The following is a 23,748-nucleotide window of genomic DNA, read 5'->3' on the forward strand; positions in this document are numbered from 1 at the left end:
ATCTATGATTTTATTTGTAAAAGACCTAACCGTTATTGATTTTTCTTACCTTTGTAAAGACCGTGGTCCATTGGGTGAAAGTTGGATCGTCGACCTTGAAATGCATGGCGATTTAAACGACGAATCAATGGTGCTTGATTTTTCACTGGTTAAAAAACAAGTGAAACGCATTATAGATGATGTGATTGACCATAAATTAGCGATTGCAACACAAGGCGATGCGGTTATTTCTGAGGCCGGTGAACAAACCAATGTTAGTTTTAGCTTTGGCGAGCATCAGCTTGCCGTCAGTTCGCCTCATCAAGCGTTTTGTTTGATTGATACAGATAAAATCAACGAAACCAGTGTTAAAGGCTTTTTAGAACAAACAATACTGCCACAACTACCTAGTAACGTAAGTAAAATCATACTGAACTTAAGACCAGAACACACCAACGGGTTTTATTATCATTATAGTCATGGTTTGAAAAAACACGATGGTAATTGTCAGCGTATTATTCACGGTCATCGCAGCACCATTGAAATTGAAGAAAATGGCATGCGCAGCCCAAGGCTTAACAAGCTTTGGTGTCAAAAGTGGCAAGATATTTACCTTGTAAGTGCAGAGGATCGTATCAACGCAAACGAACTTAAGTTTGTAGCACCAATTGAAAATGGTGTTCACTCTGCCTACAACGCATCGCAAGGGTATTTTGAGCTAAGCATCAGTGAAGCGGTTACCGATATTTTACCGGTTGATTCAACCGTTGAGTGCATTGCACAACATGTTGTACAAACATTAAAAAATGATAACCCAGAGAATTCTTATCGCGTAGCCGCCTATGAAGGTGTTGGGAAAGGAGCTATTGCATATGCTTAAAAAACTGTTGGCATTAAGTCTTTCAATTATAAGTTCAGCACAAGCATTAGAGCTAAAAGGGCATTTAACCCAAGGTGGCTTAGTAACAGGTCATATAAAAAACGCTAAGCAGGTTAAGCTAAACGATAAACCGCTTGCGATTACCCCCGGAGGCCATTTTGTTTTTGGTTTTGGCCGCGATGAAACATTAACACACACGCTTTCTTGGCAAACTGCTGATGGCAGCTGGCAAACGCAACCGATAGTAATAACCAAGCGTGATTACGACATTGATAAAATTACTGGTGTAGAAAAGAAATATGTTTCTCCGCCAAAATCAGTGCTTACGCGCACTAAAAAAGAAGCAAAAGCCGTGAAAGAGGCACGCAGTACCTTTTCTCATCGAGAAGATTTTTTGTCGCCGCTTTATCGCCCTGCGACAGGACGTATTTCTGGCGTGTATGGTAGTCAGCGTTATTTCAATGGTACCCCTAAACGTCCACACTTTGGGTTAGATATTGCTAACAAAACCGGTACACCTGTATATGCACCCGTTTCAGGTAAAGTTGTATTTGCCAATAACGACTTATATTACTCAGGTGGTACGCTTATTCTTGACCATGGTTATGGCGTAACCACAACCTATATTCACCTTCATAAACTGCACGTTAAAGAAGGTCAGGAAGTCAAATTAGGCGATAAAATCGCTGAAATAGGCGCTACTGGCCGCGTTACTGGGCCTCATTTAGATTGGCGCTTAAACTGGGGTCAAGTTCGCCTAGATCCCGCACTATTAATGCAAGTTCAGCTTGCGAGTAAACAAAAGTAATCATGACAAATCAAGATATTATTGAACAACGTATTAAAGACTCAATTACCTCTGTAACTAAAACGGTATTTCCAGGTCGTACAAATCATCACAACACCTTATTTGGTGGTGATGCACTTGCATGGATGGACGAAGTGGCGTTTATTGCTGCAACACGTTTTTGTCGTAAGCCTTTAGTAACCATCTCTTCTGATCGCGTTGATTTTAAAGAGGCGATCCCTGCAGGCAGTTTTGCTGAGCTTGTAGCTAAAGTGGTACACGTAGGTAATACCAGTTTGAAAGTAGAGGTAGTTATTTACCTTGAAACTATGCACAAAGATGACAAGCATCAGGCTATTTCAGGTAGTTTTACATTTGTTGCTGTCGATGCCGAGCATAAGCCAACACCGGTTGTATGTGACAAAATGATAAATGGTTTCGAATAGCATCGAGCAAATTGGCTTTTTATACCTCAGTGTATTATTGTTGTTAGTGTAATTATTCTAATAAATCTAATAACACTGAGGTAATTATGAAAACGATTGAACAATGGTTTTCTTTGTATGGCGAAAGCCATCAAAACCCCACCAACATTAAAATCCACAAAGTCGCAGTGCCGCTTATTTACTTCTCTGTTGTAGCGCTAATTAGTGCAATACCAGGGCTAACGGGGCACGTTATTCTTGGTGCTATCACGCTGGCCGCATTACTCTTTTATTTTATTCTGAGCATTAAACTTGGTTTTGTAATGTTGATTTTTACTGGGCTGTGTATTTACGTTGCGAGCAGTATTTCAATTTATGTGATTGAAATTGCCATTGCGGTATTTGTTGTCGCTTGGATATTTCAGTTTGTGGGGCATAAAGTAGAAGGTAAAAAGCCATCATTTTTTGATGACTTGAGCTTTTTACTCATAGGGCCTGCTTGGGTATTTAATCCGATTTTTAGTTTTGACAAAAAGTAAAAGGCCAAATAAGGCCTTTTTTATAATACCATTGCAGCAATCCAGCCAAATATTAACAACGGAATGTTAAAGTGAATAAATGTTGGTATAACGGTATCTCTTATATGGTCGTGTTGATTATCGGCATTGAGACCAGATGTCGGACCTAGGGTTGAATCAGAAGCAGGGGAGCCAGCATCACCTAATGCACCTGCCGTGCCCACTAACGCAGCGGTGGCCATTGGCGAAAAGCCAAGTGTTATGGCAAGTGGTACAATAATCGTCGCCACGATTGGCACCGTGGAAAACGAACTGCCAATGCCCATAGTGATCAACAGGCCAATTATTAAAATAAGTGCTGCGGCAAGTGCTTTACTATCACCAATTGAACTCGAGATACTTTGCACAAGCGTTGATACTTCATTGGTTTGTTGAATAACAGAGGCAAAGCCTTGACCTGAGATCATAATAAACCCGATCATCGCCATCATTGCTGCACCTTTACTGAAAATATCAGACGACTCTTGCCATTTTACAATACCAAAAATAGTAAAAATAAGTACGCCGATTAAGCCACCTAGAATCATTGAGTTGGTAATGGTTTGCGCGTAAAGAGAAGTCACTACTGCAATAAAGCCAACAGCAATCACTTTGCTTTTGTTTTTAGGCAGTTTAATTTCGGAAGTTTGGTTTAACGCTTGATAAGTTCGCTCGTTGCGATAAGTAAAAAACACCGCGATTATCAAACCAATTAACATGCCAATAGCTGGAATAATCATCGCAAACGGTACACTGGAAGCGTCAATTTCTAGCGCATTTTTTCCAAGATTGGTGTGCACAATGTCATATAAAAATATTCCACCAAAGCCGTAAGGCAGCACCATATAGGCGGTTGCCAAACCAAAGGTCAACACGCATGCTATTGCGCGGCGATCGAGTTTTAAATGATCAAAAATAATAAGCAAAGGCGGTATCAAAATTGGAATAAACGCAATATGCACTGGAATTAAGTTTTGTGAACTGATTGATACAAGTAAGATTAAGCTCAATACGCTTGCTTTAATAAAAAGTTGTGAGTATTGAGTTTGTTCACCTTTTATCTGGTTAATTAATTTGTCTGCGACGATATCGGTTAAGCCTGATTTGGCAATAGCAACTGCGAACCCGCCAAGCATTGCATAACTTAGAGCGGTTTTTGCGCCACCTTGCAAACCATCATTAAATGCTTGCAGTGTTTGTTCAAGGCCAAGACCTGCGGTTAATCCTGTGGTAATCGCGGCGATTGTCATCGCTACGATCACATTAATACGCAGTAAACTTAAAATCAGCATTACACTAACGCCGAGTACGACTGAGTTCATAATTGTCTCTTATATTTTATGTTATTGACATTACGTTTAAGCATCTTAGTTTGTGCCTTTGTAAGCGTTTTTTCACCATAACGGTGGCGACTATAAAGGCTTAAGAAGCTCATTAAATCGGTTTTATTATTAGGGAAATGTTCGCATAATCGTGTTAAAAAATGTGCTACAGTTTCGCCATTTTCACGGGCGAGATTTTTGCCTTTCGCAAAATGCTCTAATGCAATTAAGTAAGCAGCAACTGGGTCGTCAATTTGCGTACGTAGTTGCCATAGTTTTATCACTAAAAAGCTTACCAAAAATAATCCAATTAACGACATCACAATCACTGCTATTTTGAGCGCACTGGTTTCCTTTATAAGCTCTTTTAATAACTTATTTTGTGCTTCGTTATCAAAACTCAGCACCCATGCTGTCCATTGATAATCCAATTGTTCGAGATAAAGCCTTAGTTCATTAAAAACAGCAATATCACTTAACGCGGTGAGGCCCACGCCAATATTATCTTCGAAGTCATCGCGTGTATTATCAAGTTGAGAGAGAGAACCGTATAGACGATCAGGTTCGACAAATGCAGTCGCATCAAATTTAACCCAACCTTTTGAAGGTAGCCAAACTTCCGTCCAAGCGTGTGCATCGTATTGATAAACTGATAAATATTTCGCGCTATTTGAAGCTTCACCACCTAAGTAACCCGATACTACCCGAGCAGGAATGCCCGCTGCTCGAAATATAAAGGCGCTGCTACTTGCGTAATGCCCACAAAAACCTTGTTTTTCCCCAAACATAAACTCATCAATTGAATTGTTACCAGTATAAATAGGTGGCTTTAACGTATAGCTAAATTGTTGTTGAGTGTAATAGCGTGATAGCAATTGAATAAACTGCTCGGTTGATGTTGATTGTGCTTTTAATTGAGCAGCTAACGCAATGGCTTGAGTATTGATATCTTGTGGTAATGTGAGATTTAACCGACGTTTGCTAGACGTTAAATCGTCAGCAAAGTCTATTTCGGTTATGTCATACGTAAATTTTTGGTTGTTAGGGTTAACTCGATATAAACCACCGTCAACTGTAGTGAAGATATTACCGGTGCTTGACGAACCTGCATACAAAGTGGGTAGCCAGTTTAATGATGTTTGTTCATGGTAGATTTTAATCTCGTGACCGGCTTTTTTAAGCGCGCTGTTGCGCAATTTTAAATCCGCTGAATCAACGATATTCCATGAACGACCATCAAACTCTTCATGTATCATAGTGCGCCAATAGTAAGGAGCAGCAATATTGTCAGGCACAACAGCGCGAAATGCGAGTTTGTCTGACTTAGTGAGATCAGAGATATTAAAAGGGTTTACCGATTCAGATAATCCAACTTGCGCGGTAGATAAACTAGGCATTCGCCAAAAGGCTGGCAATTTTGGTAAAAACAGGAAAAGTACACAGGTTATTGGCAAACTTAACAGTAATAGCTTAAAAGCACGTGCGCCGCTTTGTTTTATGATTTTTCGGTTGGTAAGTAAATACAGCGCGGTGATGTTGAGCAAAAATAAAAACAAAACCAAAAGTGTAACCGGCAGCGAGTGATAAAACAAAAACACACAGCTTGAAATGAAAAAGTTAACTAACACAATTGATTTGATTTGACGTGGCTTTTCAGCAATCAATAGTTTCAGACAATTGGCTTGCAATAACATGGCGATAAATAAATTTACAAGCTCACTGATGCCGATTGTTAAGAATAAGGTAAGCGTGCATACCAAAGCGAGTACATTACCAACGATAACAGTTGGTGCACTGGCTTTTGTGTAAGCAATTGCAAATACCCAAATAATTAAAAGTGCAACGGTAGCAACAAATAATACCGCAAGTTCATTAAATAATAAGGCGCTAACAATAGCGATGATCAGCGCAGATAAGCTTTTAACGCTTTGATGATTATACATTGCTTAATTCTTCCAAACATTTGGTCATATGCGGTGTACCCGAACCTAAATCTACTTTAGCGTGTGGTAACAATAGGCTATATCGTAAATTTTCATTTTCCGCATGGGTTACTAAATAGCTTAGATGTTGCAGTTTTTGCTCTAGGTTGCCGGGTACTGTTTGCAAGCTGAATTCGTATTCACTGGTACTGCCTGAAGAAAAGTCTTTAGTTGCAAGTACTTGGTTTTTTGCATAATGTTTCCACGATATGCGATTCACTTTGTCGCCATCAATATAAGGCCTAACTCCTTGATAGTTCTCACTAACCGTTGCTTGGTTAGATTGAGATTGGCTGTCTGATTCAATTTCAGCTTGGCTTACTTGGTGAAATGAAAACGACAGTGGAGTGGGGTATACATACGTTTTTTTATCGGGAACAAAGTAACTCCAAGTAGTTACAAGACCAAAAGGATAGCGAGAAAAAAACTTTAACCGTGGCAAACTATGCAGACCGCGATTAGCGATATTAATTTGTAATTCTAATTTTTGCGTAGTCTCTTCAATACTATCAATAAACTGGCTGCGAATATGCTCACCACTAACTTCTAAACTCGTGGTGCCATCTTTATTGACCAATTGAAAGTAGGCAAAGTACCCGGTGTGCTGATAACCCGCGACTGTGTGAGAAAGTGATACTTTAAGATTATACAGATTGATAAACGCAACGATAAAATTCACTAAAAGAAACGAAAACATTAAGTAACTAAACATAATTACTAAGTTGTTTTGGTAATTAATACCTAACACATAGACCAAAACGTTCGATATCAAATACGCCATGCCAAATTTACTCGGTAAAATATAAATATTTTTATGAGTAAGGGTAATAGACGTTTCGCTGTGCTTACGTTTTTTTAATTGATTGTTAAACCAAACATTTACGTGCGATTTTATTGACTGCACAAGACTTGTTTTAGTATCGGACATAACTTAAGGGTTGATTTTAACTTTATTTAATAAGTCATATGACAAACTATTTGAGGTATTACTGGTTAATCCAAGACGATGTTCCGCAACAAATGGAAATATAGCTTGTACATCATCTGGGATAACATAATCACGTTGGTGTATAAATGCCCACGCCTTAGCTGCGTTTGCTATCGCTATGGATGCTCGTGGCGATAATGCCATTGGGTAATCAGGGCTATCGCGTGTTTCATTTACTAAATCTAAAATATAATCAGCAACAACTGAAGAAAGTACGACCTCGCTAACGATTTGCTGCATCTCGACTAAAAGCTCTGGTGAAAGTAATGCATTAATTTTCTTTGCCGCGTTATTTATTTCACCAAGAAGAATAGATTTTTCTGAAGCTTTATCTGGATAACCTAAACCGATACGCATCAAAAATCGGTCTAACTGAGACTCTGGCAATGGAAAGGTGCCAGCTTGATGCATTGGGTTTTGTGTAGCTATCACAAAAAAAGGAGAAGGAAGTGTGTGACTTTTACCATCGATACTCACTTGTTGTTCTTCCATTGCTTCAAGCAAGGCACTTTGTGTTTTAGGGCCTGCGCGGTTTATTTCATCTGCCAACACAACTTGATTAAATAGTGGGCCTGCATGGAAATGAAAAGTTTGCTTATTTGGATCAAAGATGGTGCTGCCGGTAATATCCGACGGTAACAGATCGCTAGTAAACTGCACGCGTTGATAATTGAGACCAAGAACATTGGATAGCGCATGCGCCAAAGAAGTTTTACCCATACCTGGTAAGTCTTCAATTAATAAGTGACCCTTAGCGAGCAAACAACATATTGAGAGTTTAATTTGTTGTTGTTTACCTAAGATGACCGAATTTAGTTGTTGTATTATCTGGTCGAGTGTTTTGTTCATTATGCTAATGTTTAAATAAACTAATAATTCACAACAGCATATAACAAAGAAGTGGACGCAACAAATAGGAAAACAGTATCAAATACATTATTTAACATAATATATGTTATAGGAATCACTTTATTGAATAACTTCCCCTAGTTAACTTGAATTTATTACTTTCAATCATCTTAACATCGTAATAAATTTATCTTTGCTAGATTTTCAATTCGTCGTTGGTATTTTGGGTCTCATTGGCTTGTTTTAATTCCTTTTCTTGACGTCGTTCTTGGCCTTTTTGATATTCTTCAGCGATCATTTCTTCTAATGCTAAAACTTGTTTTTGGAAATTTTCTTGGCTAATGTCACCCGTTTCAAGCATGCTTTCAAGTTCGGCTATTTTTTCTTTCAGCTGTTTCACTTTTTCAAGATCGACGCCGAGTCGTTGCATTAAAATCGCTTCTTGAATTTTTTCTAAAAAACTCGCGTTGCGCTCTGATTCAAACATGCTTTTATTTTGATACTTTTGTGATGTTTCAGATGCAGTCTGACTTGGCATTTCTTTTGTCAATGCGTGGCTAAATGTTGCCGAATTTTCATCAGCTAGCGGCATTTCCTTGCCAGTTTTATTTTCATTAACGTTGTTGTTGTGGTTTGGTTGCTTAATCAGGTGTTCTGCATTGGTTGATGATGTGCTAAATAACAACATAATAATCCCTTAACCTTTATGTTGTTCGCTGTGCGAACAGTTAAATACGTATGTTAATTTACAAATATCAGGCCATGTTTTTACCGAATGCTCATCAATAGATAAGAATTTTATAATCCCATAGTTTACTTGTCACCAGTATTCACATGTTTACAGGAAGGTGCTTTAAGGAAAGAAAATAAATTTTACTTAAAACCACCCTATTTTTTAACGCTTTATCACACGTGCTTTTTTGCGCTTATTACTGAGTTGTGTTTATTGAAAGAATAAAAAAATCCGATGACTACACGCCATCGGATTTTAATGTAAAACAACGTTTTAATATTGCTATGAAGCTTTTTCAGATTGTGCCTTTTTACGCGCGGCTTTTTCAGCTTTACGTTTGATGATAGCTTCTTGTGCTTCCTTACCTATGTGGCCTTCTCCTCGTGCTTTTGCCAGCTCAATTTGTTTTTGACGCTCTGCAAAACGCTCACGTTGCTCGTCACTTACTGTATCGATACAATGATGACATGATAAGCCTTCTTGATAAGCTTCAAGTTGCTTTTCTTCTTCGGTAATAGGCATACGACACGCATGACACTGATCGTATGAGCCTTTATTTAAGTCGTGGTCTACCGCAACGCGATTATCAAATACAAAACACTCGCCTTTCCACATAGTGTCTTCTTTTGGAACTTCTTCTAAGTACTTAAGAATACCGCCTTCAAGGTGATAAACTTCTTCAAAGCCCTGCTCTTTCATATAAGCTGTTGATTTTTCACAGCGAATGCCACCGGTACAGAACATTGCTACTTTTTTATTTTTGCTTGGGTCGAGGTTTTTCTTAGCCCATTGGGGAAACTCGCGGAATGTTTTGGTTTTTGGATCAACGGCATTTTCAAAAGTACCAATTTCGATTTCGTAATCATTACGTGTATCAACTAGCACAACATCAGGGTCTGAAATAAGTGCATTCCAGTCTTTTGGTTTTACGTAAGTACCAACAACTTCTTTAGGGTCAATGCCTTGTACACCCATAGTAACGATTTCTTTCTTAAGTTTTACCTTGGTGCGGTAAAACGGACATTCGTCATCAAACGATTCTTTCGATACAATATTATCAAGTCCTGGTTGCTTATCTAACCACGCTAATAATGCATCGATACCCTCACGCTTTGCGGCAACCGTTCCGTTAATACCCTCTTCAGCTAACAATAATGTACCGCGCACATTATGTTGTTCCATAGTATTAAGTAAAGGTTGACGAATTTCTTTATAGTTAGGTAAAGAAACAAATTTATAAAGGGCACACACGACGTATTGTTGAGACATAATTTTCCTAATGTTTAGCTTTAAATACTAACCGGAGCGTAATTCCGGCGCCAAAATGGGTCGCTATTGTATCAGAAACTTTGTACTGTTCAATTCTACTGTCTATATTTTGCACACAAAACCATCGCTAATTAGCTATGTTTTTGTCTTTCATGTAAAATGCTCGCTTTATTTTATGCCACAAACACATTGAGTGGAGAGACACATTTGTCCTTTGAAGATTTAGGCGTTGATAAGCGAATTGCAAGTCAACTTTCACACATTGGTATTACTACGCCGACGGATATCCAGCAACAAGCAGTTCCTGTTGCCATTGCTGGACATGATTTACTTGCCCAATCAAAAACAGGTTCGGGCAAAACATTTGCATTTCTATTACCTGCAATTACACGCTTAAGTAAGCAAAAAGCGTTAAGTAAACGTGATCCGCGTGCGTTAATCATTACGCCGACACGTGAATTGGCGAATCAAGTGTATAAACAGTTAACCTTGATTATTGCAGGCACAGGATTAAAAGCGACAAAAATTGTTGGCGGTGATAATTATAACGACCAAGTTAAAGCGCTTTCTAAAGACCCACAATTTGTTGTTGCAACACCAGGTCGACTAGTTGACCACCTTGATGACCGTAATTTCTACTTAGAAGGTCTTGAATTATTGATTCTTGACGAAGCGGACCGTGTATTAGAGCTTGGTTTTAAAGAACAAATCGAAAAAATAAACACTGCGGCAAATCACCGTTTACGCCAAACTTTATTTTTCTCGGCTACATTAGAGCATGCCGAAGTAGATGCGCTTTCACGTAATTTACTTAAGAACCCAAAACGCGTAACCATTGATGCCAGTACACAAGAACACAACGACATTACGCAAAAGTTTTTCTTAGCGGATCACTTAGATCATAAGATTGCGCTATTAATCGCCACAACAAAAAGCGCTGAATCCGGCCAACAAATCGTGTTCACCGCAACCCGTGATGACACGATAAAGTTATCCGAAATCTTAGAGCAAGAAGGCTATAAAACGCTCGCGTTATCGGGCGATATGAATCAAAGCAAACGTAATTCTATTATGGATGCGTTTTCTCGTGGCCAAGCACAAATCTTAGTGACGACGGACGTTGCATCTCGTGGTCTAGATTTACTCAATGTATCACAAGTTATTAATTTCGATTTACCCAAGCAAGCTGAAGAATATGTGCATCGTATCGGTCGCACCGGACGCGCTGGCTTTAAAGGCAACGCATTGTCTTTAGTAAGTGCAAAAGATTGGCAGAGTTTTAAAGCAATTGAAAGTTACTTATCTAAGCGTATTGGCTTTTCAGAAATTGATGGCTTAGTAGGTAAATTTAAAGGGTTTAAAGAAAAAACACATCAACCAAAACAGAATGTTAAAGCAAAATCCGTCAATCAAAAAACAAGCAAACATAAAAAACCATTCAAAAAGCCAAATAAAGCCAAAATTGCGAAGGCTATTCCGGCACCGTTTGATGTTGATGGTGTTGCACCGTTAAAGCGTCGCCCAAAAAAGGATGAAGAATAATGACAATTCAACGTGGTAAAATGAATAGTTTAGTTGTTAACGAAATTGCGTATGAAGGTGCGTATTTAACAGATGACAGCGGTAATGGTGAAGTTTTTCTTAAAAAAGAAGAGATGCCCAATGGCTTAGCAGTAAAACAAGTGATTGAGGTATTTGTATTTGAGGAGCAAGGAAACTTAACCGCAACAACCAAAACCCCAATTGCACAATTAGGTGACTTTGCCCTACTCCAAGTCACATCAATTAATGCCATTGGTGCGTTCGTTGATATGGGCATTGGTAAAGAGTTATTGGTGCCTTACAACGAGCAACGCCCAAAATTTGAGTTATCACGTTCATACTTAGTACATCTTTATTTGGACAAAGCATCACAGCGTTTATGTGGTTCATCAAACCTAAACAAATTTGTTAAACAAGAAGCAACAGGCTTTAAAAAGTCTCAAGAAGTATCCATTATTGTTGCTGGTCGCACAGATCTAGGTTTTAAAGTGATTGTAAATAATGAATACTGGGGCATGGTGTTTACTGACCAAGTTTTTAAACCTCTGTTTATTGGTCAAAAGCTGCAAGCCTATGTTGCTAAATTACGTGAAGATGGCAAATTAGATATTCGTTTAAGTAAGCCTGGTATTGCAGGTTCAAATGAACTATCTGATGTAATTTACGATAAGTTAACACAGGAAAACGGTGTTATTCATTTAGGTGATAAGTCAGATCCAATCGCCATCAAAAAAGCATTTGGTTGCAGTAAAGCAAACTTTAAGCGTGCTATTGGGCATTTGTTTAAGGAAGGTAAGATTGATCTTGCCGCGACTAAGATTACGTTAGTTAAATAAAAAAGGCACATTGCGTGCCTTTTTCTATAAATGGTTTGTTGAATCTACGAGATCAGCAAATTGATTACTGTAAACACATTTCTGATAACGTTTGCCGTAATCTAATGCCTCATTACCGTCTTCAAACTCGATAGGCGCTAAACGGAAAATTTGCAGTTCGCATTCGTCTTTATATGTTTCAATTAAATTCAAGCACTCTTCCATTTTTGCTAAATTAGTTTCGTTTTTACCAATCGCTTGGCAACGAGCCTCAACTTGCGTATTTAATGAAAGCTTTAATTCAAATTGATTAATGGGCTGGTGATTAATGGTATCTAATATATCTATAAACGCATTTTGGCGTGTTTCGTTATCGTAATGTTGATAACCTAGATAGGCTGCAACAATAGCAGCAATTGCAAAAATAAAACGCATGAAGTACTACTCTTCTTATTCTTTTTAGCTTCAAACGGGAATGCACTAATGCCTTAATTTACATTAGTGCAACTACTTTAATGAGGTTAACTTAAAGTGTTATTTATTTCAATTAAAGTCGCTTGTGGATCAGGAGATTGGGTAATTGGGCGACCAATAACAAGGTAATCACTACCGGCATCAATTGCTTCTCGTGGTGTCATAACGCGTTTTTGATCGCCTTTATCAGAACCAGCAGGTCGAATACCTGGGGTGACTAACTTGAATTCACGACCCAAAGTTGACTTTAATACTGACGCTTCTTGAGCAGAACATACCACGCCATCAAGGCCTGCATCTTTTGCCAATTTCGCTAAAAACTGCACTTGTTCATTAGGCGTTTTATCAACACCTAAACGTTTTAGTTCAGCTTCGTCCATTGATGTTAGAATTGTTACTGCGATCAGCAATGGTGCGTCATCGCCATACTTTTCAAGCGCTTGTTTGGCTTTGCGCATCATTTCTGGGCCGCCACTGGCATGTACATTGACCATCCAAACGCCTAATTCCGCCGCTGCGGCAACTGCTTTTGCAACTGTATTTGGAATATCGTGAAATTTTAAATCTAGAAATACATCAAAGCCTAAATCAATTAACTTCTTCACAAATTGAGGGCCAAAATACGTAAACATTTCTTTGCCCACTTTTAAGCGGCAATCTTGTGGTGAAACGCGTTTTACAAAATCTAACGCGGCGCTTTCATCTGCGTAATCTAATGCAATTAATACTTTGGCATCGTGGTTCATTAATAAATCCTAACTCAAAAAAAGGAATAACATTTTATGTGTTTTGTTTAAAACCCGTCTACGCCACTCAATGGCACCAATGACTCAACATGTTTACAAGAAGGACAAAACCAATACATTTTTTTACTTGTAAAGCCACAGTGGTTACATTGATACAATGATTTTGTGGCGATGTAGTCTTGGACTAAATTATTTATTTCCGTTAACACTGTTTTAATGTCTTGGCTTTGTTCAGACATTAACATTAATAAGTAACTAAAGCCCCTAATATTGGGCTGCTTACGCAAAACTTGTGTAATATAGTTTCTCGCTTCATTAACCTTACCTTGGGCCATAAGACTTTTACAATAATGTATTTTTATAAGCACACTATCGCTTTTTAAATGCTTAGAAAGATGAGAGAAATAGTTATCTTGTAAGTTAAGCTTTTCGTAGCTTACTTCTAATCTATCTAAAAAAATTGGCGCGAATGCGACATTTTTATCGAGTAAACTACCCCAGTATTTAATCGCTTGAAGAAAATCACCATCGTTAAATGCTTTTGCGCCAAGCATGTACTTTGGTCTAACGAGATCTTGTGTCAGTTCTGTTACGACATCAAGAGGTTTTAAATCTTTGTCTTGAATCGCCTTTTCGCAATAAAAATTAGCGATTGTTTTCTTTAATTGGCTGGTGTTAAAGTCGGACTCGTGAGATTGAAATAGCGCAATGCCTTTATCCCAATCATGACTTTGTAAATACAATAGCATTAACTGACAAAGCGCGTTGTTATCATTTAATGAATGCAGATAAACAAGATTTTCTTCAGCGCGGTCAAGCAATCCTGCCATCATATAATCTTGCGCAAGTTCATAAAGAACATGTTTTTTTTGCTCTAATGAAAGTCCGTCATGTTTTAACAGTAATTCGTGTACTTTAATTGCGCGGTCTAACTCACCACGTCGACGGAATAAGGTTGCCAGAGTTAAATAATGTTCAACAGAATTTGCTGAAATTTCTAGTAAACCAATTAGGTGTTCTAAGCCTTGGTCTTCTTCACGGTCAAGTAAGAACTTTAAACCTTTACTATACTCATTAATAATTTCTTGGTTTTGTTGTTGGGCTTCATTATTTGCATTGTTTTTACCCATGATATAACCGTAAGCTGCCGCTACTGGTAACAACAAAAACAGCAATTCGATCATTAACTATCCATGACTTTGAGAAGTAAGCTTCTGATTTTGTCTTCTTAAACGACGGTTTTGCAGTTTAGCTTTTGACAATAGAATTGTACTGAGTGCTACACCTAAAAATAGGCCTAAAGCACAACAAATACTTATTATGAAAGCGAGAGGGATTTCTGCACTTGCTATTATAAAGTTAATTTTTACCAGATGAGGGTTTTGCGACCCCAATACAAATAAAACAAATAGCAAGCACAGGAGAAAAGTTACTTTGAGAATTTTGGTCAAAACAGCCTCAAATTATGCAATACTTGCATTCACGCGGTCGCGCAGTTCTTTTCCTGGCTTAAAGTGAGGTACGTATTTGCCCTGCAATTCTACTTTATCACCCGTTTTTGGGTTACGACCAACACGTGGTGCACGATAATGTAGAGAGAAACTGCCAAAACCACGGATTTCAATTCTATCTGAACTTGATAAAGAATCAGCCATAAGTTCTAACACTTCTTTTACTGCATTTTCTACATCTTTCGCTGGAATATTTGCGTGCTGTTCAGCAAGTTTTTCAATCAGTTCTGATTTTGTCATGTAAGTACCCTTTATAATTGTAATAGGAAGAGCAGCTATTAAGCTGCTCTTCCAAGTCGACTAATTAGTCTTTTTGAGCATTTTTGAAAGCTGCTGCCATAGCGTTTTCGAACTGTGGCTCTTCTTTCTTAAGCTTATCTAGCGCTTCTTTCTCTTCAGCTTCTGAAATTGCTTTGATTGAAAGGCTGATTGCGCGGTTCTTGCGATCAACACCAACAAACTTAGCTTCTACTTCGTCACCTACAGAAAGAACTGTTGAAGCGTCTTCAGTACGCTCAACTGCTACGTCAGCTACACGGATGTAACCTTCAACACCTTCGATAAGTTCAACTGTAGCGCCTTTAGCGTCAACTTCAGTTACTTTACCTTTAACAATAGCACCTTTTTTGTTTGCGTCCAGGTAGTTATTGAAAGGATCAGCTTCGATTTGCTTAACGCCTAGAGAGATACGCTCACGCTCTGGGTCAACTTGTAAAACGATAGCTGTGATTTCGTCGCCTTTCTTGAATTCACGTACAGCTTCTTCGCCAGGCGTGTTCCAAGAAATGTCTGAAAGGTGAACTAGACCGTCAATGCCGCCTTCTAGGCCGATGAAGATACCGAAGTCAGTGATTGACTTGATCTTACCAGTAACTTGGTCGCCTTTGTTTTGTAGACGAGCAAATTCTTGCCATGGGTTAGCTTTACATTGCTTAAGACCTAGAGAAATACGACGACGCTCTTCGTCGATTTCAAGAACCATAACTTCTACAGTGTCACCTAAGTTAACAACTTTTGAAGGGTGGATGTTCTTGTTAGTCCAATCCATTTCAGAAACGTGTACTAGACCTTCTACGCCTTCTTCGATTTCAACGAAACAACCGTAGTCAGTAAGGTTAGTTACACGACCAGAAAGCTTAGAACCTTCTGGGTAACGACCAGCGATAGCTGCCCATGGATCTTCGCCAAGCTGCTTAAGACCTAGAGAAACACGTGTTTTATCTTTGTCGAACTTAAGTACTTTAACTAAGATTTCGTCACCAACGTTAACGATTTCGCTTGGGTGCTTAACGCGTTTCCAAGCCATATCAGTGATGTGTAGAAGACCGTCAACACCACCTAAATCAACGAATGCACCGTAGTCAGTAAGGTTCTTGATGATACCTTTAACTTCTTGACCTTCAACAAGGTTTTGTAGAAGTTCTTCACGCTCTTGTGAGTTTTCTGACTCGATAACAGCACGACGAGAAACAACAACGTTGTTACGCTTCTGGTCAAGCTTGATAACTTTGAATTCTAACTCTTTACCTTCAAGGTGAGCTGTGTCGCGTACTGGGCGCACGTCAACTAGTGAACCTGGTAAGAATGCACGGATAGTGTCAACTTCAACAGTGAAACCACCTTTAACCTTACCATTGATGATACCAGTAACAGTTTCTTGCTCTTCACATGCTTTTTCAAGACGGATCCAAGCTTCGTGACGCTTAGCTTTCTCACGAGAAAGGATAGTTTCACCGAAACCATCTTCGATTGCATCTAGTGCAACATCTACTTCATCACCAACTGCTACTTCCAATTCACCAGCAGTGTTTTTGAATTGCTCAGCAGGGATTGCGCTTTCAGACTTAAGACCCGCGTCTACTAGTACGATGTTGTTTTCGATTGAAATAACAGTACCTTTAACGATTGAACCTTGTTCTGCTTCAAAACCCTTTAGGCTTTCTTCAAATAACTGTGCAAAATTTTCTGACATTATAAGTCTCTAAATAAAATATCCATTTGGCTATCCTGCCGCGTGGGGTTGTTGTAAAAATTAACTCTTCCTATGAGTTAACCAATTAAATTCTTTTCGATACACAAAGACACTACTTGCTCAAATGCTTGATTTGCATCGAGTTCGGTAGTGTCTATAACAATTGCATCTTCAGCAGGCACAAGCGGAGCAACTGGGCGATTCATATCGCGGTCGTCACGTGCTTTGATATCTGCAACTAGGCTGTCTATTTTAACATCAACACCACGTTGCTTCAACTCAAGAAAACGGCGATTTGCGCGCTCTTCTGCTGATGCTGTTAAATATACTTTTAGCACTGCATCAGGGAACACTACAGTGCCCATGTCGCGACCATCCGCAATTAAGCCTGATTCGCTTCTAAATGCACGCTGGCGGCGTAATAACGCTTCGCGAACACTCGGCAATGCGGCAATTTTAGATGCCATGCCACCAACCTCTTCAGTACGAATCGATTTGGTAACATCTTCACCTTCTAAAATAATTTTACCATTGCCGGTTTCATTATCTACCACAAATTGCACATCTAAATTAGCCGCTAACGGCAATAAAGCTTCTTCGTCTGTTGGCGCTATCATATGGTGGCTCGCTGCTAGCGCTAAAACACGATAAATCGCGCCACTATCTAATACGTCCCATCCAAGCTTATTTGCTAATAAACGGCAAACGGTTCCTTTACCTGAACCACTTGGTCCATCGACTGTAATTACTGGTTGACTACCCAACATTACAACCTCCCAAAATGTACAAAACTAAAATCGCCGCGCAGTATACGCGATAATTAAAAAATTATCGCTACTTTACGGCGAAAAATCTGTGATTTCTATTTTAGACGATTATTCCGACACACTTGCAAGTGTTTCAAAATAGGTAGGAAATGTTTTATAGGTACATTTAGGATCATTGATAATTACATCATGACCACCTACCGCCACCATTGAAAAGCACATGGCAATTCGGTGATCATCATAAGTGTCTATTTCAGCAAGTTGAATGTTATCAGTTGGGGTTACTTCAATAAAGTCATGCCCTTCTACCACCTCTGCACCGAGCTTTTTAAGCTCCGTTGCCATAGCATAAAGACGATCCGTCTCTTTTACTCGCCAGTTATAAATGTTGCGTATCGCTGTTTTACCTTTTGCAAAAAGCGCAACGGTTGCAAGTGTCATCGCTGCATCTGGGATTGCATTGGCGTCGATATCTACGCCCTTAAGCTCCCCCTTAGACACAACAAGATAATCGTCATGCCATTCGATTTTTGCACCCACCTGCTCCATCACTTTTGCAAAACCAATATCGCCTTGCACACTTGCTGCGCCAACACCATTAATACGAATTGTGCCGCCGTTAATCGCTGCGGCCGCAACAAAGTAAGACGCACTTGATGCGTCACCTTCAACCATAATGCGACCAGGCGATTGATACTGCTGGTTACCGGTCACTACAAATGATTGATAATCGTTATTTTCAACACGAACGCCAAATTTGGCCATTACGCCTAACGTAATATCAATATAAGGTTTTGAAACAAGCTCACCTTTTATCGTGATTTCTGTGTTGTTTTTAAAAAGCGGCGCCGCCATTAACAGCGCGGTTAAAAATTGGCTCGAAATACTACCGTCAATTTCTACTTTACCACCGGCCAGTTGATTACCCACGATTTTAAGTGGCGGATAATCTTTATTTTTTAAGTAGCTAATATCTGCATCTAATGCGTGAAGTGCATCAACAAGGTGACCAATTGGCCTTTCTTCCATGCGAGGTTCGCCGATTAGCTCATATTCCCCATTGGAAGTCGCTAAAACCGCGGTAAGTGGACGAAATGCGGTACCTGCATTACCTAAAAATAGTGGTTCAGTAGGTGTTTCAAAATTGCCGCCTTTACCATGAACTTGGGCAATTGTTTTATCTTCATTTAGCGATACCTCAACGCCCATAGCATTGAGCGCTTTAAGCATATGACGAATATCGTCGCTATCGAGAAGATTCTCTACTTGTGTTGTACCTTCGCATAGTGCTGCTAGTAATAGAATGCGGTTAGATAAACTCTTAGAGCCCGGTAACGTTACTTCGCCATTTACACGCTGAATCGCTTTTAAGTGCAACTGTTCCATTACTTATGCTCCTGTTCGAACTTATGCATGAAGTCTACTAATGCTTTTATGCCGTCAATTGGCATTGCATTGTAAATACTGGCACGCATACCACCTACCATACGGTGGCCTTCGAGGGCGAGTAACCCAGCTTGTTTCGACTCTGCTAAAAATGCTTTGTTCAGTGATTCGTCGTTAAGCCAAAATGGTACATTCATACGTGAACGGAAGTCACGCGCAACGGTATTTTTATAAAACTGGCTATTATCAATAAAGTCATAAAGTAATGACGCTTTTTCGATATTTTGTTGTTCTATTGCGGCAACGCCACCTTGTGCTTTTAGCCATTTAAAAACTTCCGCAGCTAAATACCAAGAATACGTTGGTGGCGTGTTATACATGCTCTCTTTTTTAGCTTCTAAGGCATAATCAAAAATGCTCGGCTTCTCAGTACCTTCACGTGAAAGCAGTGATTTTTTCACAATAACAATCGCAAGGCCTGATGGGCCGATATTTTTCTGTGCGCCCGCATAAATTAAATCAAACTGATTAACGTCAATTTCACGCGAAAGAATGTTTGAAGACATATCAGCGACGATTGGCGCACTGTGTTTTACCGTATCAAAAATTTCAATACCGTCGATTGTTTCATTTGGGCAATAATGAATGTATGACGCATCGCTCGGTAATGGCCAAAGGTCAGGCGTTAAACAATTAAACTCGCCGTTTTTATCATCGCGTACATTAATTTCAATAGCATCAGTAAACTTTTGTGCTTCGCTAAATGCACCATCAGACCAAATGCCACTATTGATGTAGACCGCTTGTTTGTTTGCAACATGAAGATTCTGCGGTACTGCAGCGAACTGACCGCGACCACCACCGTGCATAAATAATACAGCATAGTTATCAGGTATGTTCATTAACTCACGTAAATCACGTTCGCTTTGCTCAGCAAGCGCTATAAATTCGCTACTGCGATGACTTATTTCCATCACATTAACGCCAAGCCCTTGCCAGTTTAAAAACTCTTTTTGCGCTTTTTCTAATACTGCTCGGGGCAGACTAGCTGGCCCTGCACAAAAATTATATACACTCATTCCCAAAACCTCATTTGTACATAATTAGAAAACAAAAAAGCGGCTGTTAGCCGCTTTTAACATTGTTCATACTGTAACTGATTAAATATCAAATTACCGCATGATAAAGATGAATATTTTTTCTATTCAGCCGGTTGCTCTGAATTATTTTCATCTGTATTTGGTGTTTCATTACTTTCGCTTGAAACTGCTTCATCTTCACCTTCTTCAGAAAGGAATTGAGATTCTTCAATTTCATCGATACGCTGTAAACCAACAACTTGTTCGTCATCAGCTGTACGAATTAAAATAACACCTTGTGTATTACGACCAACGGTAGATACTTCATTAACACGGGTGCGTACTAATGTGCCTTTGTTAGAGATAATCATGATTTCATCATTATCTTCAACTTGCACCGCGCCAACTACTTTACCATTACGCTCAGATACTTTAATCGACACAACACCTTGTGTTGCGCGGCTCTTCGCTGGGTAATCTTCAAGTAGTGTACGTTTACCGTAGCCATTTTCAGTGATGGTCAATACCGGACCATCATTCTTAGGTACAATAAGTGACACAACTTTCACGTCATCTGGCATCTTAATACCGCGTACACCTGTCGCTGTGCGGCCCATTGGGCGTAACGCTAGTAATTCTTCACCTGTTTCTGGGTCAAGTTTCACTTCACCTGATTCTGAATCACGTTGCTTTTCGTTGAAGCGTACTACTTTACCGTGGTCAGTGAACAGCATGATGTCGTTTGTGCCGTCGGTGATATCTGCACCAATCAAGCTATCGCCTTCGTTTAGGTTGATTGCGATGATGCCCGAAGCACGCTGGCGACTATATGCCTTAAGTGGTGTTTTCTTAACTGTACCGTTCGCTGTGGCCATTAATACATACTTATCTTCTTCATACTCGCGTACTGGTAAGATAGTGGTAATACGCTCATCAGCTTCAAGTGGTAGTAAGTTAACAATTGGCTTGCCACGCGCCGCGCGACTCGCTAATGGTAACTGATACACTTTCAGCCAATATAAACGACCTGACGTAGAGAAACATAAAATAGTGTCGTGGGTGTTTGCAACTAATAGACGTTCAATAAAGTCTTCATCTTTCATCTTAGTTGCAGACTTACCTTTACCGCCACGACGCTGCGCTTCGTAATCAGAAAGCGGTTGATACTTAACATAACCTTCGTGTGACAGTGTTACCACAACGTCTTCTTCAGTGATTAAGTCTTCAAGACTAATATCGTGCGCAGCTGCAGTAATTTCAGTGCGACGCTCATCGCCGAAGTTTTCTTTAATTTCAACTAGCTCTTCACGAATAACTTCCATTAAACGCTCAGGAGTTGAAAGGATATAAAGTAGCTCAGCGATTAGATCTAATAGCTCTTTATATTCATTTAAGATTTTCTCGTGTTCTAAACCTGTTAGTTTATGTAAACGAAGGTCTAGAATTGCATTCGCTTGTGCTTCTGACAAGTTGTATTGACCATCGCGAATACCTAAATCTGGTGCAAGCCATTCAGGGCGAGCAACGTCGTCTTCACCTGCTTTTTCTAGCATGCCTTTAACGTTACCAAGTTCCCAGCTACGAGAAAGTAAGGCTACTTTTGCTTCTTCACGAGTTTGCGAACGACGAATAACCTCGATAATAGGATCGATATTCGCAAGCGCGATTGCTAAACCTTCAAGGGTATGTGCTCTGTCACGTGCTTTACGTAAGTCAAATACCGTACGGCGCGTTACTACTTCGCGACGGTGCGTAACAAACGCTTCAAGCATTTCTTTTAGGTTAAGTAGTTTAGGTTGACCATTATCTAGCGCAACCATGTTCATACCAAACACTGTTTGCATTTGTGTTTGTGCATACAGGTTGTTTAGAACAACTTCGCCTACTTCACCACGTTTAATTTCGATAACAATGCGCATACCGTCTTTATCAGACTCATCACGCAGTGCACTGATGCCCTCAATTTTCTTGTCTTTAACAAGTTCAGCAATCTTTTCAATTAAACGTGCTTTGTTAACTTGGTACGGGATTTCGTGAACAATAATTGTTTCTTTACCCGTTTTTTCGTTAACTTGAACTTCTGCTTTGGCGCGGATATAAACTTTACCACGGCCTGTTTTATACGCTTGCTCGATACCTTTTTTGCCGCTGATAATACCCGCTGTTGGGAAATCAGGGCCTGGGATATAATCGATAAGCTCTTCAATTTGTATTTCAGGGTTTTCAATAACCGCTAAACAGCCGTTAATTACCTCAGATAAATTGTGTGGCGGAATGTTAGTCGCCATACCTACCGCGATACCCGATGCACCGTTTACTAACAAGTTAGGAACTCGTGTTGGTAGTACCGCTGGGATTTTTTCCGTACCATCATAGTTATCAACGTAATCAACCGTTTCTTTTTCAAGATCCGCTAATAATTGATGGGCCATTTTAGCCATACGTACTTCGGTATAACGCATCGCAGCAGCGCTGTCGCCGTCTACCGAACCGAAGTTACCTTGACCATCAACTAATAAATAACGAAGTGAGAACGGCTGAGCCATACGTACAATCGTATCGTAAACCGCGCTATCACCATGTGGGTGATATTTACCGATTACGTCACCTACAACACGTGCAGACTTTTTATAAGGTTTGTTCCAATCATTATTGAGTTCATTCATTGCGAAAAGTACGCGGCGATGAACTGGTTTTAAACCATCTCGTACATCAGGAAGCGCACGTCCTACAATTACGCTCATGGCATAATCGAGGTATGAATTTTTTAATTCATCTTCAATATTGATTGGAAGGATTTCATTGGCGAGATCTGTCATCCGATTTCTCTTCCTTCAATCGTGTATTAATTCAGTTATTATTTTTATAACCAAAGCATGCTAACACAAAAAATCATTATTTACAGGTTGTAAGCGGTAGTCTTTTTATAAAAAATCCCTTTATAATGCCCTCAAATCACTCTGGATGCTTTTTATGACCGTTCAACAAAATGTAGATGCAAGTGAAATTGCAAAATTTGAAGCCATGGCCGACCGTTGGTGGGACCTTAATGGTGAATTTAAACCGCTACACGAAATAAACCCGCTTCGTTTAGACTTTATTAACTTATATAGCCAAGGCATTTTCTCAAAAAATGTATTAGATGTTGGCTGCGGTGGCGGTATATTAGCTGAAAGCATGGCTAAACTAGGCGCGCATGTGACGGGCATTGATATGGGTGAAGAGCCCTTAAATGTTGCTAAATTACATGCATTAGAAGTGGGCGTTTCCCTTAACTATGAAAAAGTGACCGCTGAAGCGTTTGCCGAGCAAAACCCTCAGCAATTTGATGTTGTTACGTGTATGGAAATGCTTGAGCATGTACCGGACCCTGAATCGGTAATCGCATCATTAGCAACATTGGTGAAGCCTGGTGGTCATGTGTTTATGTCAACGCTTAATAAAACACTTAAAGGGTATTTATTTGCCATTGTCGGTGCCGAGCACTTACTTAAGATTGTGCCAAAAGGCACACACGACCACGACAAATTCATCAAGCCTGCAACTTTGATTAATTGGGCTGAAAAATACGGCCTTAAAGCGCGCATTATGAAAGGGTTAAGTTACAATCCGCTTGGTCAAACGTATAGTTTAACCAACGATGTGTCAGTTAACTATATGATCCATTTCGAAAAGTTAGCATAAA

General features: G+C 39.5%; 23 protein-coding genes. 7 read left to right on the forward strand and 16 right to left on the reverse strand.

From position 1 onward, the window contains the following. Nucleotides 1-4 precede the first annotated feature (4 nt). From PSPO_RS07225 to PSPO_RS07240, 4 genes are all read left to right on the forward strand, one after another. Entirely contained in the window at nucleotides 5-859 is an 855-nt protein-coding gene (locus PSPO_RS07225) for a 6-carboxytetrahydropterin synthase (RefSeq protein WP_010560103.1), read from the forward strand. Beyond that, nucleotides 852-1,667, forward strand: coding sequence for a M23 family metallopeptidase (locus PSPO_RS07230; RefSeq protein WP_010560102.1), 816 nt, complete (start codon nucleotides 852-854; stop codon nucleotides 1,665-1,667). The genes PSPO_RS07225 and PSPO_RS07230 overlap by 8 nt, the downstream gene beginning before the upstream one ends. A 2-nt stretch (nucleotides 1,668-1,669) precedes the next feature. Continuing rightward, nucleotides 1,670-2,092, forward strand: coding sequence for an acyl-CoA thioesterase (locus PSPO_RS07235; protein WP_010560101.1), 423 nt, complete (start codon nucleotides 1,670-1,672; stop codon nucleotides 2,090-2,092). Nucleotides 2,093-2,178: 86 nt separating this feature from the next. Further along, nucleotides 2,179-2,610, forward strand: a complete 432-nt coding sequence (locus tag PSPO_RS07240) for an Mpo1 family 2-hydroxy fatty acid dioxygenase (protein WP_010560100.1) — start codon at nucleotides 2,179-2,181, stop codon at nucleotides 2,608-2,610. Between the two features lie 20 nt (nucleotides 2,611-2,630). On the opposite strand, the gene PSPO_RS07245 is transcribed toward PSPO_RS07240, so the two are convergent. The 6 genes from PSPO_RS07245 to trhO all read right to left on the reverse strand — a co-directional run bounded on the left by PSPO_RS07245 (nucleotide 2,631) and on the right by trhO (nucleotide 9,771). Next, nucleotides 2,631-3,950: a Na+/H+ antiporter family protein gene (locus tag PSPO_RS07245; protein WP_010560099.1), complete on the reverse strand. Its 1,320-nt coding sequence runs from the start codon at nucleotides 3,948-3,950 to the stop codon at nucleotides 2,631-2,633. Further along, complete coding sequence (locus PSPO_RS07250) at nucleotides 3,947-5,893, reverse strand: transglutaminase TgpA family protein (RefSeq protein ID WP_010560098.1); 1,947 nt, start codon at nucleotides 5,891-5,893, stop codon at nucleotides 3,947-3,949. The genes PSPO_RS07245 and PSPO_RS07250 overlap by 4 nt, the downstream gene beginning before the upstream one ends. Next, on the reverse strand, nucleotides 5,886-6,836 hold the full coding sequence (locus tag PSPO_RS07255; protein WP_158523439.1) for a DUF58 domain-containing protein: 951 nt from the start codon (nucleotides 6,834-6,836) through the stop codon (nucleotides 5,886-5,888). The genes PSPO_RS07250 and PSPO_RS07255 overlap by 8 nt, the downstream gene beginning before the upstream one ends. Nucleotides 6,837-6,863: 27 nt before the next feature. Beyond that, nucleotides 6,864-7,769 carry an AAA family ATPase gene (locus PSPO_RS07260; RefSeq protein WP_010560096.1) on the reverse strand — a complete coding sequence of 302 codons (906 nt, stop codon included), beginning with the start codon at nucleotides 7,767-7,769 and terminating at the stop codon, nucleotides 6,864-6,866. 196 nt (nucleotides 7,770-7,965) lie between these two features. Further along, nucleotides 7,966-8,457 (reverse strand): hypothetical protein, encoded by a 492-nt coding sequence (locus PSPO_RS07265; protein WP_010560095.1) that lies wholly within the window; start codon nucleotides 8,455-8,457, stop codon nucleotides 7,966-7,968. 327 nt (nucleotides 8,458-8,784) lie between these two features. Next, nucleotides 8,785-9,771, reverse strand: coding sequence for an oxygen-dependent tRNA uridine(34) hydroxylase TrhO (gene trhO / locus PSPO_RS07270; protein ID WP_010560094.1), 987 nt, complete (start codon nucleotides 9,769-9,771; stop codon nucleotides 8,785-8,787). Nucleotides 9,772-9,978: 207 nt separating this feature from the next. On the opposite strand from trhO, the gene PSPO_RS07275 reads away from it, so the two are divergent. Together PSPO_RS07275 and PSPO_RS07280 are read left to right on the forward strand one after the other, a co-directional pair. Next, nucleotides 9,979-11,313, forward strand: coding sequence for a DEAD/DEAH box helicase (locus PSPO_RS07275; RefSeq protein WP_010560093.1), 1,335 nt, complete (start codon nucleotides 9,979-9,981; stop codon nucleotides 11,311-11,313). Then, nucleotides 11,313-12,149: a CvfB family protein gene (locus tag PSPO_RS07280; RefSeq protein ID WP_010560092.1), complete on the forward strand. Its 837-nt coding sequence runs from the start codon at nucleotides 11,313-11,315 to the stop codon at nucleotides 12,147-12,149. The genes PSPO_RS07275 and PSPO_RS07280 overlap by 1 nt, the downstream gene beginning before the upstream one ends. A gap of 24 nt (nucleotides 12,150-12,173) precedes the next feature. On the opposite strand, the gene PSPO_RS07285 is transcribed toward PSPO_RS07280, so the two are convergent. From PSPO_RS07285 to gyrA, 10 genes are all read right to left on the reverse strand, one after another. Next, nucleotides 12,174-12,563, reverse strand: a complete 390-nt coding sequence (locus PSPO_RS07285; protein WP_010560091.1) for a hypothetical protein — start codon at nucleotides 12,561-12,563, stop codon at nucleotides 12,174-12,176. Between the two features lie 86 nt (nucleotides 12,564-12,649). Continuing rightward, nucleotides 12,650-13,348 carry an orotidine-5'-phosphate decarboxylase gene (pyrF, locus tag PSPO_RS07290; RefSeq protein WP_010560090.1) on the reverse strand — a complete coding sequence of 233 codons (699 nt, stop codon included), beginning with the start codon at nucleotides 13,346-13,348 and terminating at the stop codon, nucleotides 12,650-12,652. Nucleotides 13,349-13,395: 47 nt separating this feature from the next. Continuing rightward, complete coding sequence (locus tag PSPO_RS07295) at nucleotides 13,396-14,532, reverse strand: lipopolysaccharide assembly protein LapB (protein ID WP_010560089.1); 1,137 nt, start codon at nucleotides 14,530-14,532, stop codon at nucleotides 13,396-13,398. A 3-nt stretch (nucleotides 14,533-14,535) separates the two neighbouring features. Then, a complete protein-coding gene (locus PSPO_RS07300; protein WP_021033007.1) occupies nucleotides 14,536-14,799 on the reverse strand; it encodes a LapA family protein in 264 nt (87 codons plus the stop codon). A gap of 12 nt (nucleotides 14,800-14,811) precedes the next feature. Next, nucleotides 14,812-15,099, reverse strand: a complete 288-nt coding sequence (gene ihfB / locus PSPO_RS07305; RefSeq protein WP_010560088.1) for an integration host factor subunit beta — start codon at nucleotides 15,097-15,099, stop codon at nucleotides 14,812-14,814. 64 nt (nucleotides 15,100-15,163) lie between these two features. Continuing rightward, nucleotides 15,164-16,831, reverse strand: a complete 1,668-nt coding sequence (gene rpsA / locus PSPO_RS07310) for a 30S ribosomal protein S1 (protein WP_010560087.1) — start codon at nucleotides 16,829-16,831, stop codon at nucleotides 15,164-15,166. 77 nt (nucleotides 16,832-16,908) lie between these two features. Further along, nucleotides 16,909-17,598 (reverse strand): (d)CMP kinase, encoded by a 690-nt coding sequence (gene cmk, locus PSPO_RS07315; RefSeq protein ID WP_010560086.1) that lies wholly within the window; start codon nucleotides 17,596-17,598, stop codon nucleotides 16,909-16,911. A gap of 108 nt (nucleotides 17,599-17,706) precedes the next feature. Further along, nucleotides 17,707-18,984 carry a 3-phosphoshikimate 1-carboxyvinyltransferase gene (gene aroA / locus PSPO_RS07320; protein ID WP_010560085.1) on the reverse strand — a complete coding sequence of 426 codons (1,278 nt, stop codon included), beginning with the start codon at nucleotides 18,982-18,984 and terminating at the stop codon, nucleotides 17,707-17,709. Further along, nucleotides 18,984-20,063: a 3-phosphoserine/phosphohydroxythreonine transaminase gene (gene serC, locus PSPO_RS07325; RefSeq protein ID WP_010560084.1), complete on the reverse strand. Its 1,080-nt coding sequence runs from the start codon at nucleotides 20,061-20,063 to the stop codon at nucleotides 18,984-18,986. Before serC ends, aroA begins: the two co-directional genes overlap by 1 nt. A gap of 122 nt (nucleotides 20,064-20,185) precedes the next feature. Beyond that, the gene (gyrA, locus tag PSPO_RS07330) at nucleotides 20,186-22,882 is read right to left on the reverse strand and encodes a DNA gyrase subunit A (RefSeq protein WP_010560083.1); all 2,697 of its coding nucleotides are present in this window, start codon (nucleotides 22,880-22,882) and stop codon (nucleotides 20,186-20,188) included. A 154-nt stretch (nucleotides 22,883-23,036) separates the two neighbouring features. Here gyrA and ubiG point away from each other — a divergent pair, with 154 nt between their 5' ends. Next, the gene (gene ubiG, locus PSPO_RS07335; protein ID WP_010560082.1) at nucleotides 23,037-23,747 is read left to right on the forward strand and encodes a bifunctional 2-polyprenyl-6-hydroxyphenol methylase/3-demethylubiquinol 3-O-methyltransferase UbiG; all 711 of its coding nucleotides are present in this window, start codon (nucleotides 23,037-23,039) and stop codon (nucleotides 23,745-23,747) included. Nucleotide 23,748: the final 1 nt, after the last annotated feature.

Source organism: Pseudoalteromonas spongiae UST010723-006 (assembly GCF_000238255.3).
Lineage (GTDB): Bacteria > Pseudomonadota > Gammaproteobacteria > Enterobacterales > Alteromonadaceae > Pseudoalteromonas > Pseudoalteromonas spongiae.